Below are 16,396 nucleotides of genomic sequence, written 5' to 3'. Positions count from 1 at the left end.
CTCTTTACTCTTGAAACTCATTAGCTAATGGTTTTGAGTCTGAGAGCTGACGGCTGATAGCTGACAACTCCCTTAACTCGCTAACTTTCCCCTTGAAACTCGCTAACTTCCGAGAGCCTAATACCCCGCGGCCTGACCGTCTTTACGGGTTTCAGATGCGCCGTAATAAACGCCGGTTTTCGGGTCTTTCAATATTGCTTGATAACCACCATATGGGCCAACCGCGTCTTGTAAGGTGTGGCCTTTTTTCATTAACTCGCGGCGGGTTTCCATTGAAAAACCTGACTCTAAGCTAACAAAACCACCGTCTTCCATGATCTCACCGGTTGGTTGCGATGAACCTGTGTGCAGAATACGCGGTGCATCACCGGCTTCTTGGAGATTCATGCCAAAATCAATCATATTGATCAGTATTTGAGCATGCATTTGTGGCTGTGTGGCACCGCCCATTACACCATAACTCATATATGGCTTGCCATCTTTGGTGACAAACGCAGGAATGATTGTATGAAATGGTCGTTTGCCTGGCTCATATTGGTTCATGTGGCCTTTTTTAAGCGCGAACATTTCGCCACGGTTTTGCAATACAAAACCTAATTTTGCTGGTGTCATACCTGAGCCCATGCCTCGGTAATTACTTTGAATAAGTGAAACCATGTTGCCGTCTTTATCGGCGGTCGTCATATAAATGGTATCGCCTTCTACTGGGCCTGCATGGTCGCGTTTTGCGGCTTTATTAGGGTCTATCAGTTTGCGTCTTTCATCAGCATATTGCTGCGAAATCAGTGTTTGTACGGGAATGGTGTTAAATGCTGGATCGGCGTAGTACTTAGCACGATCTGCAAACGCGAGCTTTTTCGCTTCAACAAAGGTATGTACGTATTCTGGGCTATCAAAGCCCATTGCTTTGATATCGTAACCTTCAAGAATATTGAGAATTTGCTGTGCAGCAATACCTTGCCCATTTGGTGGTAATTCCCAAAGCGTATACCCTCTATAATCGGCGCTCACAGGCTTAACCCATTCACTATGATGGGCAGCTAAATCTTCATAGGATAAGTAGCCGCCGTTTTCTTTCATGTAGCGAGCAATTTCTTTAGCAATATCGCCTTTGTAAAAGGCATCGCGGCCGCCTTTGGCAATTTTACGATAGGTGTTTGCAAGGGCAGGGTTCTTAAAGATTTCCCCTTTTTCTGGCATTGCCCCATCAGGCATATATACATCTTTGAAGCCTGGGTATTTACCACGAGCAGCCACACTTTTTTGCATATAATAGGCAATCAGTTCAGACACAGGGAAGCCATTTTCAGCGTAGTCGATTGCAGGTTGAAGTAAGGCTTTCATTGGTGTTTTGCCAAACTTTTTATGTAACTCAAACCAACCATCTACCGCACCAGGTACCGACACAGGCAAGGGCCCATAAGCAGGAATATAATCACCTTGCGCTTTTAAAGTATCAAAAGACAAGCTTTGTGGTGAACGGCCTGAAGCATTTAAACCGTAGAGTTGCTTACTTTTGTTATCCCAAACAATGGCAAATAAATCGCCACCAATTCCACACCCGGTCGGTTCAACCAAACCAAGTACTGCATTTGCCGCAATAGCAGCATCAATGGCATTACCACCGTCTTTTAATACTTGTAAGCCTACTTGCGTAGCTAACGGCTGTGATGTTGCAACCATCCCTGATTGTGCGATGACTTCAGAACGACTAGCAAAGTTATGGCCAGTGATGCGATCGTAAGCTTGAGTGGCGCCTGTTGTGCCTAAGCATACTGCTAGCACTAAGCTTTTAAAGAGTGGAGTTGGTTTCATATTTATTGCCCTTTTTATTTATCACTATAAAAAGCAATTAAAGATCAGGCAATGGCTTTGCGTTCGAGCGCGAAAAATCGCGATTGACTTCTAAAATAAGAAAAATAGCGGCTAACTTACCTAAAATCACTCCAATTTAATAAATTGCAGAACCATTTAAGCACTGCTGTGCAACTGTCGATGCTTCGCCGTGAGAGTGCCTATCCTCTTCTACAAACTGATCAACAAGAGGATCAATCAGGTTTTCTTGCTTTATGGTATCGAGGGCGTGTTGCAGCTTAGTGACCACCTCTGGCGATGTGTTTTTGTTAAGTGCCAAGTAATTACCCACTAAAGCAGGGTGCTTTAACTCAAATACAGGCGTTACTTGATCTGGGCTCATACCTACATTCATCAATTGTGATGACAGAGTGAGAGAGGAGCCAATAAGCAAATCATGCTTGCCTTGCTTAAACATTTTAAGCTCTTCGAACTTTTTTGAGTAAGTTAAAAATTGCTGGCCTTCAGTAAGGTTAAAATCAGCAAGAACGGTTTGATATACATCACCACGAGATACGCCAATGGTGTAGTTTTGCAACGACTGTGTACTCGTTACTTTAATGTCGTTGCGATTATTTAAACGGTATAAACATGAATGCCCAGATACCAAAGGACCAACCCAGTAAAATTGAGTTTCTCGCTTTGCGGTACGTGAAGTAGAGAAAATTCCTGCATTCGGTTGGGCGAGGGTTAGTGACATTGCACGCTTCCAAGGCAATACACTAAACGTACAGCTCAACTTGGCTCTTTCGCACAAAGATTCCATGATTTTGGTGTTAATACCGGTGAGCTGATTGTGCTCCACAAAGTTATAGGGAGGGAACACTTCAGTATACAAAGTCAATTGTTCAGCACTCGCCATTGCAGTGCTGGCAGTGAATAAACTTACTATTGTTAAATGCTTAAACATCGCTCTTAACTCCAGTTTTTAACAGGTTATTCTGGTTTAACAATTCGACTTAACTGTTTTTGCAGTGTATTTAAACAAAATGGTTTGATAATAAAGCCGTTCACTTTTGCTGTAATCATCTCATTGACTGTTTGCTTGCTGTCTTCGCAGGTCACCATTAGTACGGGTAAATCGCTTAGTTCAGGTGTTTCGCGAATATGATTAAGCAAACATTTGCCATCCATTTTCGGCATGTGCAAATCAGTGATAACGAGATCAAATTTATGTTTTTCTAGTAAATCAAACGCTTGAGCGCCATCTGTCGCCTCCGTTATATCCTTATATTCAAGCCTACGCAACATGTTTATCAACACGTGGCGCATAAGTGGCATATCGTCAACGACCAGTATTTTCATCTAGAGTACTATTAAGTTTTACAGTATTTAAAGCTTAGTTTGCTAACTCAATAACGCAATAAACCAGAAACTAAGAAAAAATATCGGCAACAAGCTGGCTAAGTCGTGCAATTTTAATATTGCTTAGCTGGCGGTAGTCAAAATAGGGGCAGACAATCACTTTATCTGATTTACTAATGGCAAATTCATCATCAAGCCAAGTTAATTGGCAATGCAAAAGCCCGTCATTTATAAGTTGTTTAGCATGAGTTCGCCCTGCAATTATATGTAACTGCTCTGGTTTGCCTAATATCGGTGGGCTAAACAGTAATGCGGTTTGGCTATGTGCTTGCAGCAGTTGATCATCGCGATAGCTCTGCCAGTCAGCTGCTTTTTTAGCGAAATCATAATATTCACTTGGTAGTGCAAACAGCACTTTGCCATACACGTTAAAAACTTTGCGCCAACCATTTCCACATGCTTGGTTTATTTCGTTTATCTGGCCGGGTTGCATTGCATGCAAATGGTCAAGCTGTTGCCAAGCAGGCATCGGCGGGCGCTTTTCAATATAAACAGCGACTTTAAACGCCTCATCACCAAACCCCTGTAGTGATGCACTATTAACGACATTCATGGCTTTTTAGCTAGGATCCGATCTAGGTTATTTGCAAAGTTTTGACGGTCAGCTTGGCTTAATGGCGGCGGGCCACCGGCCATTTCAACACCACTCGAACGCATTGTTTCCATAAAGTCGCGAACATTCAAACGGGAGCGAATATTTTCGGTTGTATATAATTCACCGCGAGGGTTAAGCGCTTGTGCGCCTTTTTCAATAACTTCAGCAGCTAGAGGAATATCACCAGTAATTACCAAATCATTCGGCTCGATACGTTTAACGATTTCGTTGTCAGCAATATCAAAACCCGAAGAAACTTGTAAACGGCTAATATACTTTGAAGGGGGTACTCGCATCGCATGGTTCGCCACTAATGTGGTAAACGTTTGCGTACGCTCAGCGGCACGAAACAATATTTCTTTAATAACGACGGGGCAGGCGTCTGCATCAACCCAAATCTTCATGCTGTTCTCAATCTTTAATTTTAGACATTAATAGTTTACCGTAATTGAACTAAATTAGTGCTATTAACGTATTAATTTGTTTAATTTTTAAAGGGAGTAAAAACGTGCAAACATCATTAAAGTTAATCGTGGTTTTATGTATCACAGCCTTTTTAACTGCGTGTACAGGCGTGCCAGACAACATCAAACCCGTCGATAATTTTGAGTTAAACAAATACACAGGGACTTGGTACGAAATTGCACGTTTAGATCATTCATTTGAACGCGGCCTTGAGGGCATTACCGCCGAATACTCAATTAACCCTGATGGCAGTGTAAAAGTTATCAATAAAGGTTACAGCGCTGAAGAGCAAGAATGGCAGCAAGCTGAAGGTAAAGCGAAGTTTGCAGAGCAACAAGACATAGGCCACTTAGAAGTCTCATTCTTTGGGCCATTCTATAGCTCATATGTAGTATTTGAATTAGATAAGCAAGACTATCAATACGCTTATATCACAGGTTATAACAAAGAGTATTTATGGTTTTTGTCGCGCACACCGACCGTGACAAAACAGCAAATGCAGGACTTTATAAACACAGCAAAAGAATATGGTTTTAAAACAGACGAGCTTATTTATGTTGACCATAGTCGCTTGTAAAGGGGCTTTACAACTGTCTTTAAACTATCACTAATGTGCAACACAACTGTAATGGATGCTAGGCAAACTTAGCGTCGTTAAATTGAAGCAACATGTGATCCCCCAATTTAATCCCCTGCTTGGGTAGGCATTGCCTACCCATTTTTTTTTTAAACAATTTGCTCCATTAAGCATTATTGCAAATTGGCATGAGATCAGTTTTTTACTAACTAAGCTAGAAAATCATCACCGAAAAGCCACACAATAGCAAAACAGACATAGTTAATACGCTAACATGCTTTACCCATGAAACAGTAAAACTGTATAAAATCATGAGCATAAGTACACTTAAAGCCATATAACCGCAAAACAGCAATGCGCCGTACCCAGCATCTGACAGCACGCAAAGCACTAAACTTAGTAAAATACTGATCCAGCCGCTTAATAAAAAGCTATTTCGCTGTTTTTCGGTTAATTTCTTTTTGAATACATCACGGAAATGATTGAATTTTGCAAGTGCAAAACAATTAAACCCTAAAAAGCAGAGACTAAATTGCAGTAACTCCATCATCCTTGTTGCTCCTTTAACAGCCTGTTTTTATTTAATTTAGTCTTATTTGTAGCGGTTTTATGGCTAGGTATTTTTTTGCTTTGTAGTAAAAACAGCAGCCCAGCACAAATAAACACACTATCAATACCGAATAAGGCCCACTGCTGAGTTAGTAAATACGTGATCCAATTACCATCTGTTGTCAGCGCATTTACCACAGGTACTATTAAGCAAGCAGCCGCGTTAAGCCAAGCACTATAGCGCCAGTGGCGTTTTTCTCGGCCGATCACAGCGATAACTAACATCGCCAGCCAAGCTAAGAAAAACACGAGTATTTCTTTATCGGCACGCCCAGCTAACTCTAAAGGTAATAAACGATTGGCAATGAAGAACGCTGCGGTTGCAAGGGGTAAGCCCATCAGTGTGGCTAAATTTAGTGTCTCAACGAGCTTAAGCCCAAAGCTTGGTTTTTGGCCTGCTTTGAGTCTCTCGCGTAAGCGCTTAGCCCACATCATGCAGCCTGTAGCTATCATGGCACAGCCTGCAACACCACAGAAGAAATACAACCAACGCAGTAAAGGCTCCGCTAAGCGACCGCTATGTAATGCTGTCATTGAGTCATAAAACTGCGCCGAAGCGCTCCAATCTTCGCCTGAACTCGCTTCAAGCTCACCTGTTACACCATTGAATAAGTAGCGTGGTCCGTTATCTACAACCTCTTTGCCGGTTGCCAAATAAACCACAATTTGTGAGGTCGCTGTATTGGCATTTCTTACAAACACATAGCTAATGTCAGCATTCGGTGACTTAGTATAAATCTGATCTAATACATCTTTGATTGCCACCATAGGGCGCTGCTCTTCACTAGGCTTGGCACGTTTGTTAATAGGCAATGCCTCATCAAACATTTGCCTTAAGCCATTTTCATATACGGTTTCGGCAGGGTAGGGGAACAGCATAAATATCAACGTGATAATTCCCGTATAGGTGATCATGATATGAAATGGTAATGCCAGCACCGACGAAACATTGTGTGCATCAAGCCAACTTCGGCTACCTTTGTTTGCTCTAAAGCTAAACATATCTTTAAAAATACGTTTGTGGATCACGATGCCAGTTATAAGCGCAACCAACATAAATAATGAAGCTAAACAAACAATTATCCGCGCAGTAAATACATCTATGTAATGTAAATCAAAGTGCAAACGATAGAAAAAATTCCCCCCCTTAGTATCCCGAGGCTCAGGCAATTGTTCTAAGGTATTAGGGTCTAGATACGTATAGTTGAAAGGCGCACGGCGCTGACCAGGCTGTTTAGGCTCAGCAAACCCATAGCTTAAAATAGGGTTACGCGGCTCAGGTATGTTTATTCGCCAAGATAATGAATTGGGTGCCTGTTGCTGTAATTGCGCAAACACATAATTAATTTGATCGGCTTGAGACTGAACCCGTTGCGCCTGATGCTGCACATGGTGTGTTTCGGGCTTGGCCCAAATAGTGATTTCATCTTTAAAAAAGCTGATGGTGCCAGCAAAAAATATTAAGAACAGTAACCAGCACACCAGTAGGCCAACCCAGGTATGAAGCCAAGTCATTGAGCGGAAAAAGCTCTCTTTCATAGCCATCCCTTAATCAATGAAAGGGCCAGTAATTGCCCACCAGTAGTTAGTAAAATAGTGATCCAAATGGTCTTTAAAGACTTAACGGCAAATACCCAAATAAACACACAACAGTAAAAAAATACCGATAGAGTCGTGGTTAACAGCACGCTGTCGAGTTTATTAAGTGGTAATAACACAGCGAGTAATGAAATAAGCACACTGGTAAAGGCGTAACCACCAATAATGGCCGCAACGAAACGCAAAAACACAGCAACACGATAAGATAGGCTCACAGAGCGCTTTTTAGCTGTATTTTTAGGGCGATTGGTTGTCACTGCATCTAATGATTGAGAATGCATGATAATCCCTTAAAAAATAACACGAGAAGAAAACCCCGTATTATATCGCCGACAAACGGAAAAGATAGTAGTTATCATTTGCATACACGTATTAAATAGTGAAACAGAACCAACTAGGTCGAACTGTTAGTAAAATAATGATCTGCTAGCTTTGTTTTGTGCAATATCATATGGTGTTAAGTAAATAAAAAGGGAGTTGTAATGAAAACAATAGGCTTAATCGGTGGCATGAGTTGGGAGTCTACACAAAGTTACTACCAGCTTTTAAATCAAGGTGTTAAAAACAAACTTGGGGGTCTGCACAGTGCCAAGATAGTACTCGTCAGTCTCGATTTTGCAGAAATAGCAGTGCTACAACAGCAACAAGATTGGCCACAGATGGCCGAGATACTCATTAAAGCCGCTAAGCAAGTTGAAGCTGCGGGCGCGGATTATTTATTAATTTGTACCAACACCATGCATAAACTAGCTAAGCAAGTACAAGATGCGGTTGCAATTCCTTTGTTACACATTGCAGATGCAGTTGGTGAAAACCTGATCCAACATAACTTCAAAAAAGTGGCTTTGTTGGGTACCCAGTTCACTATGGAACAAGACTTTTACAAGCAACGCCTAGCAGATAAATTCGCCATAGAGGTGTTAATTCCTGATGCTCAGGGGCGTGAAACAGTGCATCGAGTGATTTATGATGAACTATGTAAAGGCATCATCAGCCCAGAATCTAAAGCCGAGTATTTAACCATTATTGATAATCTAACTCAGCAAGGTGCTGAAGCCATTATTCTTGGTTGCACCGAAATAGCCTTGTTAGTTCAACAAGCAGATACATCGATTCCACTACTTGATAGTACAGCACTTCATTGCGCTATGGCGCTTGAGAATAGTTTAAATTAGGAGCACACCATGTCGAACCACCATAGCCTAAATTATGTTGAATTTGCTGCTAAAGATTTAGCCGCAACAAAAGCATTTTTTCATCAGGTTTTTAAATGGCAATTTACCGATTATGGCCCTGAATACACGGCCTTTAGCGCTGAATCAGCGGGCCTTGATGGCGGTTTTTATCAAGCCCCATTAACTAGCTTAACCAATAATGGCGGCGCGCTACTGGTGCTTTATTCAAATAATATTAAAGAGACACAAGCGCAGGTAGAAAAACACGGTGGCACAATTATTAAGCCTTTGTTTGATTTTCCTGGAGGCTGTCGTTTTCACTTCACAGAGCCAAGTGGTAACGAGTTAGCAGTTTGGTCAAAACAAGCATAGATCATATTTTTACTAACTCATGATTACTCAAACACTAATAGAACAAGTTAGTAAATGCGTGATCTGCGAGCCTCATTTAGCTCTTGGGGCGCGGCCCGTTATTCAATTTAATCCTCGAGCTCGTATTTTAATTGCCGGTCAAGCGCCAGGAATTAAAGTACATGAAAGTGGCAAACCTTTTAATGATGCAAGCGGGCAAAGGCTTCGCTCTTGGCTTGGTGTAACAAGCGATGAGTTTTACGATGAGCACAATTTTGCTATCTTGCCGATGGGTTTTTGTTACCCTGGCAAAGGAAAATCAGGTGATTTACCGCCAAGAAAAGAGTGCGCGATTGCATGGCGTGAAAAGCTCTTAGCGCAACTAAATAATATTGAGCTCACCATTATCTTAGGAAAGTATGCGCAGGCATATCATTTACCCGACACTAAGCAGCTGCCCTTAACTGAGTTAGTAAAATCGTGGCGTGAATATTGGCCAAATTACTTGCCACTGCCTCACCCAAGCCCTCGCAATAATATCTGGCTAAAGAAAAATCCGTGGTTTGAGCAACAAGTATTGCCTGAGCTTAGTAGTAAAATACGTGCAATTTTAGCAAGGTAAAAAATGGAAAATAACTTTTTTGCTGAAAATGGCTACTACCATGTAAAGGGCCTTTACACAGAGAGTGAGCTTAGCAAGGTAAGGCCAATTCTCGATAAATTTCATCATCACTGGTTGCAAGAAAACCAACCTTTTTACCAATCCAGAGGGATTAATAGCTCAGGTTTGACTGGCGCTGCATGTTTAAGTGTTGAGGAAAAGTTTGCTCTTTTTGAGTTTGTCAGCGCTAACACTCTATTGGAACAGGTTAAAGGTATTGTTGCTGATCCTCAGTTTATGAATACTCAACTATTCTTTAACCCTTACAACTCTAAACAAGCAAATTATTGGCATCGCGATATGCAGTATCACTTAGAGCTTGATGCGCAAAAGGCCGCTCTTAGCGGCCCTGAAGTATTACATTGCCGCGTTGCTTTTGAAGATGAACCGGGAATAGAACTAATACCGGGTAGTCATAAAAACTGGGATTCAGATGAAGAGTTAGCAGTTAGATTAGAACAACAGGGCGCTCGCAATAGTGACTCACTGACTCGCGGTAAAAGTGTGGCACTCAAAAAAGGTGACTTACTCATATTTTCGGCAAATATGATCCATCGGGGCTTGTACGGCATGAATCGTTTTGCCCTTGATATTCTTTACTTTGAACGTCACTCAAGCCTTAATGAGTTTGTACAAACTGGATTTTTACCAACTGCAGAACAAAAGCAGCAGCTAAACAACGCGATGGTATTTGAGTAAGCACAAAAAAAGCGGCTTCTTAGCCGCTTTCTTTATTTTATTGTGCTGTTACTGCAACATTGCGAACAATTCTTTTAACTGCGGCATATACTGCTTAACTAAGTTAACGTTACTTTCGCTAACATCTGCTGTTGCAGTACTTGCTTTAACACCTTCTAAAGCACCTGCCATTGAGCGAGTACCCGCATCAGATGATGATGCCGTAAGGCTTTGTAAACCACTCATTGCTTGATTTACACGTTGCTTGTTCTCTTCTGACATACCCGCTTTAAGGTTTTCTAAATACGCCATTGATACCTCTGAGCCAACAGTAACTAACTGCTCAGGTGTGAAACCATATTGCTTGGTCAGGGCTTCAAACTCTGTGTAAAGCTCGTGATCTTTAATGTGGCCTAATGCATCCATTACTGACGAACTGTCAACACCATCAGAACTACCTAGCATACCACCGAGATTTACAGTATCTAATTCAGACTGATTTTGTGACCAATTGACCACAGCAGGTAAGGCTTTTATATAACGCTGTAGCTGGCTTTCAGTAATATCTTCTGCGAAACTAGAAAAGCTCATCGCCAGTAGACTAATAGAAATAAGTAGTGCTTTCATCGTGATCTCCTTTCTTTCAAAATGGTTAGCAATTGGCTCACATGATAGAGCGATTATGTTTGGCCAATTACAAATGTTACAATACCTTTTTTACCACAGTTAACTGAACCTGATGTTAATTATTTCTAATACCGTCACAATTGATGAATGGGAGCTCGACTTTAGTGCGATCCGCTCGCAAGGTGCAGGCGGCCAAAACGTCAATAAAGTAGCCACTGCAATTCATCTTCGTTTTGATATTAAGCGCTCAAAACTACCTGACTTTTACAAACAGCGTTTACTTAATTTAAATGATTCTCGAATTACCAAAGAAGGCGTTATTGTCATTAAGTCGCAAAGTCATCGCACGCAAGAGATGAACAAAGAAGACGCGCTTAATCGTTTGAAAGAATTAATCGTTAATGCCACACAAGTACAAAAGGCGCGCAGAGCGACAAAACCAAGCAAAAGTTCTCAGAGAAAACGCATGGATAGCAAAACCAAAAGGGGACAAACAAAAGTATTAAGAAAAAATGTAAAATTCTAACTTTCACATCAGAAGATCGTGTCAAAAATAAGCAGAACTGTAAAGAAGTGTAACTTGTTAACAAAGTTAATTGATGGTTAATCCTACCGCGACTATAATAGTCATACAAACTCACCACTAATGAAGGAGCCGCGTATGGGCCAGAAATCACGCATTGTTGCCGCTGCAATGATAACGCTGTCAGCTTTGCCTATGTCGGGCTTTGCTGTAGATTCATGGCAAGCCGGAAACGCGTATCCGCAAGGTAGTGAAACCTGTTATAACGAAATTCTTTATAAAGCCAGATGGTGGGCAACTCCAGGTGAAGAACCTGGTAGTTCACAATGGGGCGCTTGGGTTGCAGATGTCGCCTCAAAAACCTGCGTACAGAGTGTTGTAAAAAAACAAGACGATTTACTTAAGTCTTTACCCACCATTTTCGAACCAAATAATAAAAAAGGGAGTCTGATTAACTCCCTTTTTTGTGCATTTTGATTTTTAATCAAACGTATGATGCCTTGTTATTTCAAAGCGATTTAAGATGTGATGCATTATATACACCGCACATAAGCTCAATAGTATCGCCACAGACACTGACGAAAAACGATACAGCGCGCTGTATACGAGATCTTGTCCCGGCCCTAATGACTGACCAAACAAAATACCAAATGTGGTGATAATACCAAAGCCTACACCCGGAATACCGCCACCAATTATGTGATAACGACTAAAGATAAAAGTCAAAATCCACAGAATTAACGCCGGAAATATCAAAATATCGGTGTGGTTATACAAAAATAACTGTGCCACTAACGCTAAGTTACACCCAATTAGGGTGCCTATTGCACGTTGCCACGCGGCCATACCAGCTGCTTTCCAGCACAACGAAAACAATATCAGTACCGAGGCTGCTTGAGCTGAAATTGAATCCTGTAAATCAAAGACCTGAAATACAACAAATGACAAGGTTGCTACGGTTGAACAAAGTAATACTTCGTGGCGCACACTTTCTTTTGCTTTTTCTGGCATTACCCGACCTTGGCGTGGTGCAACATCAGGGAATAAACCATGCATTAGCATCGAGAACACCACTGTAACAACAACGGCAACAGCGTTACTAATGATTAACGGATAAATACTCACACCACCGCCGGTGTAAGTCGAAAAATGCAATTGAATCGACAAACTCACTACCGTTGTGGCGCCAAATAAAAAGTTAGCACCACGGCTCATTTGATAGAACAAAAAGGCAAAAGCGATAAAGCTCATCATCGTCATTACCACAGGCAGGTGTGCAAACAACCCTTGCACAACCAGCACAAACAGCGCACTGAACACCGCGCCTGCGTAGAACTGACGAATAATATGCATGTTAAGCACAGGCACTAAGCCAAGCAATAGCATAGGGTAAACAGTAAAAAAGATGCCATTCGGCCAGTTCATCAATTTTGCCAGTGCAAACCCTAGTGCTGAGCCCGTGGCAATGCGTAGCGCTTGGCGTAAGCCATTGCCATCGAGTTGCAATACTGACATAACTCACCCTGCCTTAGTAAATAAAGTGCAGAACACTAATGAAGCGAATTTGCATGCTTGCAAACCAGCTACCGATGCTAGAGTCAGGCAGAAGTTGCACAGTTGCACGCGCACCACTTGGAAATTTAGCCAGCATCTGGTGTTCATCTAGTTGAATATGGATACGTTGACGCTGTGCATCTCGTACCCAACGGTTGCTGCTTTCAGTAGCACTGAGTAAACCGTTCGCGTTAAGCTGACCATCACTGACACCCGCTTCAAAACTAATAATTTTGCCAGTAAACACTTTGCCCGGTAGCGCATCAAAGCTGACTTTTGCAGTACTACCAATTTGCACGTGAACTAAAGACTTTTCACGAAAATCAGCAACTAAATCAGCCTTATTAGCAACAATCGCCATTAACGGCTGGCCCTTATTAGCATAAGTACCTGGTGTTACTTGTAAGTTTGCTGTTTTACCGTCGGTATCGGCTGTCACTGTGGTGTACGACAGGTTTAGTTTCGCTTGTTCAAGCTGGTTTTGAGCATGACGAAGCGCTAAATTATCATCCCCCATTTTACCACGCGCTAATTTAGCCTCGCTAAGCTGAGCTTCAATTGCAGCTACATTGGCTTTGCTTGATTGATAGTTCGCATTAATAGTTTCGTACTCTTGCTCTGAAATAGAGCGTTTTTTCAATAACGACTCACCGCGTTCGAACAATAATGTTTGTTCATGCAGCTTTGCTTGAGCAGCTGCAAGCTGTGCTTCTATAGCCTTCACACTGCTATCTAAACGTTGGTTTTGTAGTTTTGCATCATCATATGCAAGTTCAGCTTGTTGCACGGCAAGCTCAAAAGGCTCGTCGTTAATCTTAAACAAGGCTTGCTGTTTTTCGACGGCTTGATTATTGGTCACTAACACGTCGGTTACGCGACCACTTACCTGCGGGGTCACTTGTACGACAGGGTGATACACACGAGCCTGCGGTGTGACAGGCATATACAAATCGGCAATCACAAAATATAAAAATAAAACAATAAAACCCGCTAAAGAGATTTTTACGTAACGGGCAAATTTTTGATCTGGTGTCATAACGTTACTTATCTCCTGAATAATGACGGATACACTGACGGGCGTTTTGCTCCATTTGAATTAAACCATGCGCCATGGTATCGAGTTGCTCAGTGGTTAGATCGGCATAAAGATGCTGTTTCACATCGGCAATAATCACCTGCAATGTGTCTAACAATTGTAGACCTTGCTCAGTGAAGTACAGACGTTTACTGCGTTTATCTTCAGCGTCAGCTTTGCGAGCAATAATCTCTTGTTGCTCAAGCTGCTTAATCGTGCGAGTTAGTGAAGGCATTTCAATGCCTAAGCTATTTGCCAACTCTTGCTGCGTGCAACCTTGGTTTAAATGAAACAGGTGCATCATCGCGGTCCAGCGAGATTGGGTAAGACCCAAAGGCTCTACCGCCAAAGTGACAGCATCGCGACATAAACGATGCACACGGCCCATACTGCCGCATAATGTTAAATCAAGAGTTTCGTGAAAAGGGGGAGTGGAAGACATGATGCGCTCCATTTACTTAGCATGCTAACTATCTTAATGTAGTTAGCATGCTAAGTAAATATTAGTGCAATTAATAAAATAGATAGCTGTGTTCGATAAAAGCGAACAACAGCAAAAGTTATCTACCTAATCACACTACTTAGCAATTAACTCTTTGATATGGCTTTCATAGAGGTCTAATTTATCAGCAACAAATCCTGTGTGCTGGAACCGTACTATGCCTTCTTTATCGATTAAAAAGCTGCTCGGCATCCCTTTAAGTTGGTATTGCCTGCCAATAACAGCGTCTGGGTCATAAATAATATTAAAGTTCACTGCAAACTCAGTTAAAAAAGCATCGGCATCACTGCGCTCAACATCAATGTTTACAGCAATAACTTTGAGTCCTTGCTGTTGATACTTGCTCTGCATAGCTATAAACCAAGGAAACGAGCGTCGACACGGACTACACCAAGACGCCCAGAAATCGAGTAACACAACTTGCCCTTTGTATTGATTCAATAGTTGAGACAGCTGCTGCTGACTTGCAGCTAAAGGAGGGAGAGAAGGATGCTCTGCCATAGCAGCAGAGCTGGTAAATAAAAGACATGCAATTAAGGCGTATTTGATCATTGATAATTTAACAAGTTCGCTGGTGAATATTGGTCAGTGAGCACCTTGGTATCCGCTGGCCAATCTTGATTACCCTTAGTATAAAACAAATGCTCGCTGAGTAACTGCAAATCAACATCGTAAGGGGTTAACTTATTTGCTAACTTGTTGGCGCGCTCAGTTAACTGTTGCTGGCTAGGCATAGTCTCGAAGCCAGCTAAAATAATGCGATTAGAATTTTCATCGGTCACAACATTCACAAAGTCACCAAACACATCGAAGTAAGTTGCTGACTCATGCTGGTATAACTTGCTTGATGAAAAGGTATTTGCAGCGACAATTCCGCCATCAGCTAAAACACTTTTTACTTCTGCAAAAAATTCCTTAGTGAGTAGGTGTTCAGGTATATAATCGCCATTAAAGGCATCAAGAATAATCCAATCGTACTTTTGTTTTTTAAGTGCGGCGCGTTTAATGAAAATACGGCCATCTTGCACTTTTGACGTCACGTTATCGGTTTCTACAAAGCTAAAATAATCACGGGCAACTTTTATTACCGCAGGGTCAATTTCGACATTTTCGATATGAGCGCTAGGGTAAAGCTCATGAATGGTATTAGAGAGTGAACCTCCTCCTAAACCTATGATCAGTACATTTTTAGGATCATCAATAAATAGTAAGCTTGCAAACGTCATTTTGGTGTAATTAAACACCAGCTTTTTAGGCTTACTTTTATACATACAGCTTTGCGTACTTTTACGGGTTTTTTCGTTAAATTTTAAACACAGTAAATCGCCAGTCTTCTCCACTAAAATATTGCGATAAAGCGAGCGCTCTTTATGTATTACTTCGGCTAAGCTGCTAAAAGGCAATGTCATGATCAAACAAAGCATTAAGATTCTAAACATACAGCACGCTCCTTCGTTTTTAATTGACTAACAGCAATTGCAAGCAAACCAAGCGCGCCTAATACCGCTGCAAAGGTTTTAATGATGTCGTTAACATCAAACGCTAACACCATATAAAAAGAGGTAATAATCGTACCAAGCGCACTACCTAGGGTGCTCACAAAATACAAACCACCGGCAACCTGACCACTTTTTTCATGATCGGTAACCAATAATCGCACTGAGTAAGGTGAGATCATGCCGAGTATTGTTGTAGGGATAAAAAACAACGCCGTTGATGCCAGCAACGAGCCGTAACGACTGTCTTCAATATGGGTGAAAATAAAGGTCATAATTGGCTCTGCAAACAATACAATTGGCACCACCATAATGCTTGCCACAAAGAAAATGAGTCCATATTTAGTTAACGAAGGATTGCGGGTTGAGAGCTTGCCGCCAAGTAAATAGCCGATAGATAAGCTCAACATAAATACAGTGATAATACTGCCCCAAATATGCACACTGCTACCAAAATACGGCGCTAAAATTCGCCCGCCTAAAAGCTCAATTCCCATAATACAAAAACCGCTACTAAAGGCTAGAAAGTAGATAAGCGCATTGATTTTATTCATTAAACACCCGCTGATTTTGTTGTTATTTTACCCATCTTAACCTGATGCAGATAAGGATGCCATGACTGTTTTTTAAGCTGTAAAGGCCGTTGACAAAATATAGTCTTTTTAAAATAAATAATTAAAAAGGCTAGGT

The 16,396-nt window shown here is 41.5% G+C and carries 22 protein-coding genes; 7 read left to right on the top strand and 15 right to left on the bottom strand.

The genetic code is table 11. The annotated features are described in order from the left end of the window. Positions 1–117: 117 nt before the first annotated feature. The 5 genes from ggt to C2M25_RS04965 form a co-directional block, all read right to left on the bottom strand. Positions 118–1,815, bottom strand: a complete 1,698-nt coding sequence (gene ggt / locus C2M25_RS04985; RefSeq protein ID WP_105180583.1) for a gamma-glutamyltransferase — start codon at positions 1,813–1,815, stop codon at positions 118–120. Positions 1,816–1,951: 136 nt separating this feature from the next. Beyond that, a complete protein-coding gene (locus C2M25_RS04980; RefSeq protein ID WP_105180582.1) occupies positions 1,952–2,764 on the bottom strand; it encodes a substrate-binding periplasmic protein in 813 nt (270 codons plus the stop codon). A gap of 26 nt (positions 2,765–2,790) precedes the next feature. Continuing rightward, positions 2,791–3,159 carry a response regulator gene (locus C2M25_RS04975; protein ID WP_063703837.1) on the bottom strand — a complete coding sequence of 123 codons (369 nt, stop codon included), beginning with the start codon at positions 3,157–3,159 and terminating at the stop codon, positions 2,791–2,793. Between the two features lie 70 nt (positions 3,160–3,229). Then, positions 3,230–3,772, bottom strand: a complete 543-nt coding sequence (locus C2M25_RS04970; RefSeq protein WP_105180581.1) for a DUF6942 family protein — start codon at positions 3,770–3,772, stop codon at positions 3,230–3,232. Beyond that, a complete protein-coding gene (locus C2M25_RS04965) occupies positions 3,769–4,218 on the bottom strand; it encodes a YaiI/YqxD family protein (RefSeq protein WP_105180580.1) in 450 nt (149 codons plus the stop codon). The genes C2M25_RS04970 and C2M25_RS04965 overlap by 4 nt, the downstream gene beginning before the upstream one ends. Before the next feature lie 104 nt (positions 4,219–4,322). On the opposite strand from C2M25_RS04965, the gene C2M25_RS04960 reads away from it, so the two are divergent. Continuing rightward, positions 4,323–4,856 carry a lipocalin family protein gene (locus C2M25_RS04960; protein WP_105180579.1) on the top strand — a complete coding sequence of 178 codons (534 nt, stop codon included), beginning with the start codon at positions 4,323–4,325 and terminating at the stop codon, positions 4,854–4,856. A gap of 214 nt (positions 4,857–5,070) precedes the next feature. On the opposite strand, the gene C2M25_RS04955 is transcribed toward C2M25_RS04960, so the two are convergent. The 3 genes from C2M25_RS04955 to C2M25_RS04945 are packed head-to-tail and all read right to left on the bottom strand — an operon-like array spanning position 5,071 to position 7,345. Then, positions 5,071–5,406, bottom strand: coding sequence for a DUF3325 domain-containing protein (locus C2M25_RS04955; RefSeq protein ID WP_063703831.1), 336 nt, complete (start codon positions 5,404–5,406; stop codon positions 5,071–5,073). Further along, positions 5,403–7,004: a PepSY-associated TM helix domain-containing protein gene (locus C2M25_RS04950; RefSeq protein ID WP_105180578.1), complete on the bottom strand. Its 1,602-nt coding sequence runs from the start codon at positions 7,002–7,004 to the stop codon at positions 5,403–5,405. Before C2M25_RS04950 ends, C2M25_RS04955 begins: the two co-directional genes overlap by 4 nt. Further along, positions 7,001–7,345 (bottom strand): hypothetical protein, encoded by a 345-nt coding sequence (locus C2M25_RS04945; RefSeq protein ID WP_234003534.1) that lies wholly within the window; start codon positions 7,343–7,345, stop codon positions 7,001–7,003. The genes C2M25_RS04950 and C2M25_RS04945 overlap by 4 nt, the downstream gene beginning before the upstream one ends. Before the next feature lie 201 nt (positions 7,346–7,546). Here C2M25_RS04945 and C2M25_RS04940 point away from each other — a divergent pair, with 201 nt between their 5' ends. Genes C2M25_RS04940 through C2M25_RS04925 form a run of 4 tightly spaced genes read left to right on the top strand, consistent with a single transcriptional unit; the run spans position 7,547 to position 9,950 of the window. Beyond that, on the top strand, positions 7,547–8,239 hold the full coding sequence (locus tag C2M25_RS04940; RefSeq protein WP_105173349.1) for an aspartate/glutamate racemase family protein: 693 nt from the start codon (positions 7,547–7,549) through the stop codon (positions 8,237–8,239). Between the two features lie 9 nt (positions 8,240–8,248). Continuing rightward, a complete protein-coding gene (locus C2M25_RS04935) occupies positions 8,249–8,611 on the top strand; it encodes a VOC family protein (RefSeq protein WP_062565443.1) in 363 nt (120 codons plus the stop codon). A gap of 19 nt (positions 8,612–8,630) precedes the next feature. After that, a complete protein-coding gene (locus tag C2M25_RS04930; RefSeq protein WP_105180577.1) occupies positions 8,631–9,212 on the top strand; it encodes a uracil-DNA glycosylase family protein in 582 nt (193 codons plus the stop codon). A 3-nt stretch (positions 9,213–9,215) separates the two neighbouring features. Further along, complete coding sequence (locus tag C2M25_RS04925) at positions 9,216–9,950, top strand: phytanoyl-CoA dioxygenase family protein (protein ID WP_105180576.1); 735 nt, start codon at positions 9,216–9,218, stop codon at positions 9,948–9,950. Between the two features lie 48 nt (positions 9,951–9,998). Here C2M25_RS04925 and C2M25_RS04920 read toward each other — a convergent pair whose 3' ends face one another. Continuing rightward, the gene (locus C2M25_RS04920) at positions 9,999–10,556 is read right to left on the bottom strand and encodes a hypothetical protein (RefSeq protein WP_063703820.1); all 558 of its coding nucleotides are present in this window, start codon (positions 10,554–10,556) and stop codon (positions 9,999–10,001) included. 112 nt (positions 10,557–10,668) lie between these two features. On the opposite strand from C2M25_RS04920, the gene arfB reads away from it, so the two are divergent. Together arfB and C2M25_RS04910 are read left to right on the top strand one after the other, a co-directional pair. Beyond that, the gene (gene arfB, locus C2M25_RS04915) at positions 10,669–11,082 is read left to right on the top strand and encodes an alternative ribosome rescue aminoacyl-tRNA hydrolase ArfB (RefSeq protein WP_063703818.1); all 414 of its coding nucleotides are present in this window, start codon (positions 10,669–10,671) and stop codon (positions 11,080–11,082) included. A 135-nt stretch (positions 11,083–11,217) separates the two neighbouring features. Then, the gene (locus tag C2M25_RS04910) at positions 11,218–11,556 is read left to right on the top strand and encodes a hypothetical protein (RefSeq protein WP_105180575.1); all 339 of its coding nucleotides are present in this window, start codon (positions 11,218–11,220) and stop codon (positions 11,554–11,556) included. Between the two features lie 3 nt (positions 11,557–11,559). Here the strand turns inward: C2M25_RS04910 and C2M25_RS04905 are convergent, their stop codons facing one another. The 6 genes from C2M25_RS04905 to C2M25_RS04880 form a co-directional block, all read right to left on the bottom strand. Continuing rightward, positions 11,560–12,594 carry a DUF2955 domain-containing protein gene (locus C2M25_RS04905; RefSeq protein ID WP_105180574.1) on the bottom strand — a complete coding sequence of 345 codons (1,035 nt, stop codon included), beginning with the start codon at positions 12,592–12,594 and terminating at the stop codon, positions 11,560–11,562. 13 nt (positions 12,595–12,607) lie between these two features. Then, positions 12,608–13,669, bottom strand: coding sequence for an HlyD family secretion protein (locus tag C2M25_RS04900; protein ID WP_054553356.1), 1,062 nt, complete (start codon positions 13,667–13,669; stop codon positions 12,608–12,610). A 4-nt stretch (positions 13,670–13,673) separates the two neighbouring features. Next, a complete protein-coding gene (locus tag C2M25_RS04895; RefSeq protein WP_054553355.1) occupies positions 13,674–14,150 on the bottom strand; it encodes a MarR family winged helix-turn-helix transcriptional regulator in 477 nt (158 codons plus the stop codon). 135 nt (positions 14,151–14,285) lie between these two features. Then, the gene (locus C2M25_RS04890) at positions 14,286–14,762 is read right to left on the bottom strand and encodes a TlpA disulfide reductase family protein (RefSeq protein WP_105180573.1); all 477 of its coding nucleotides are present in this window, start codon (positions 14,760–14,762) and stop codon (positions 14,286–14,288) included. After that, a complete protein-coding gene (locus C2M25_RS04885) occupies positions 14,759–15,649 on the bottom strand; it encodes a spermidine synthase (protein ID WP_105180572.1) in 891 nt (296 codons plus the stop codon). The genes C2M25_RS04890 and C2M25_RS04885 overlap by 4 nt, the downstream gene beginning before the upstream one ends. Further along, positions 15,634–16,260, bottom strand: a complete 627-nt coding sequence (locus tag C2M25_RS04880; RefSeq protein WP_063703804.1) for a fused MFS/spermidine synthase — start codon at positions 16,258–16,260, stop codon at positions 15,634–15,636. Before C2M25_RS04880 ends, C2M25_RS04885 begins: the two co-directional genes overlap by 16 nt. Positions 16,261–16,396: the final 136 nt, after the last annotated feature.

Origin of the sequence: Pseudoalteromonas sp. T1lg21, from assembly GCF_002964625.1 — a bacterium.
Lineage (GTDB): Bacteria > Pseudomonadota > Gammaproteobacteria > Enterobacterales > Alteromonadaceae > Pseudoalteromonas > Pseudoalteromonas gelatinilytica.
The sequence above is the reverse complement of the archived record's forward strand: the minus strand, read 5'-3'. Positions and strand labels throughout refer to the sequence as shown.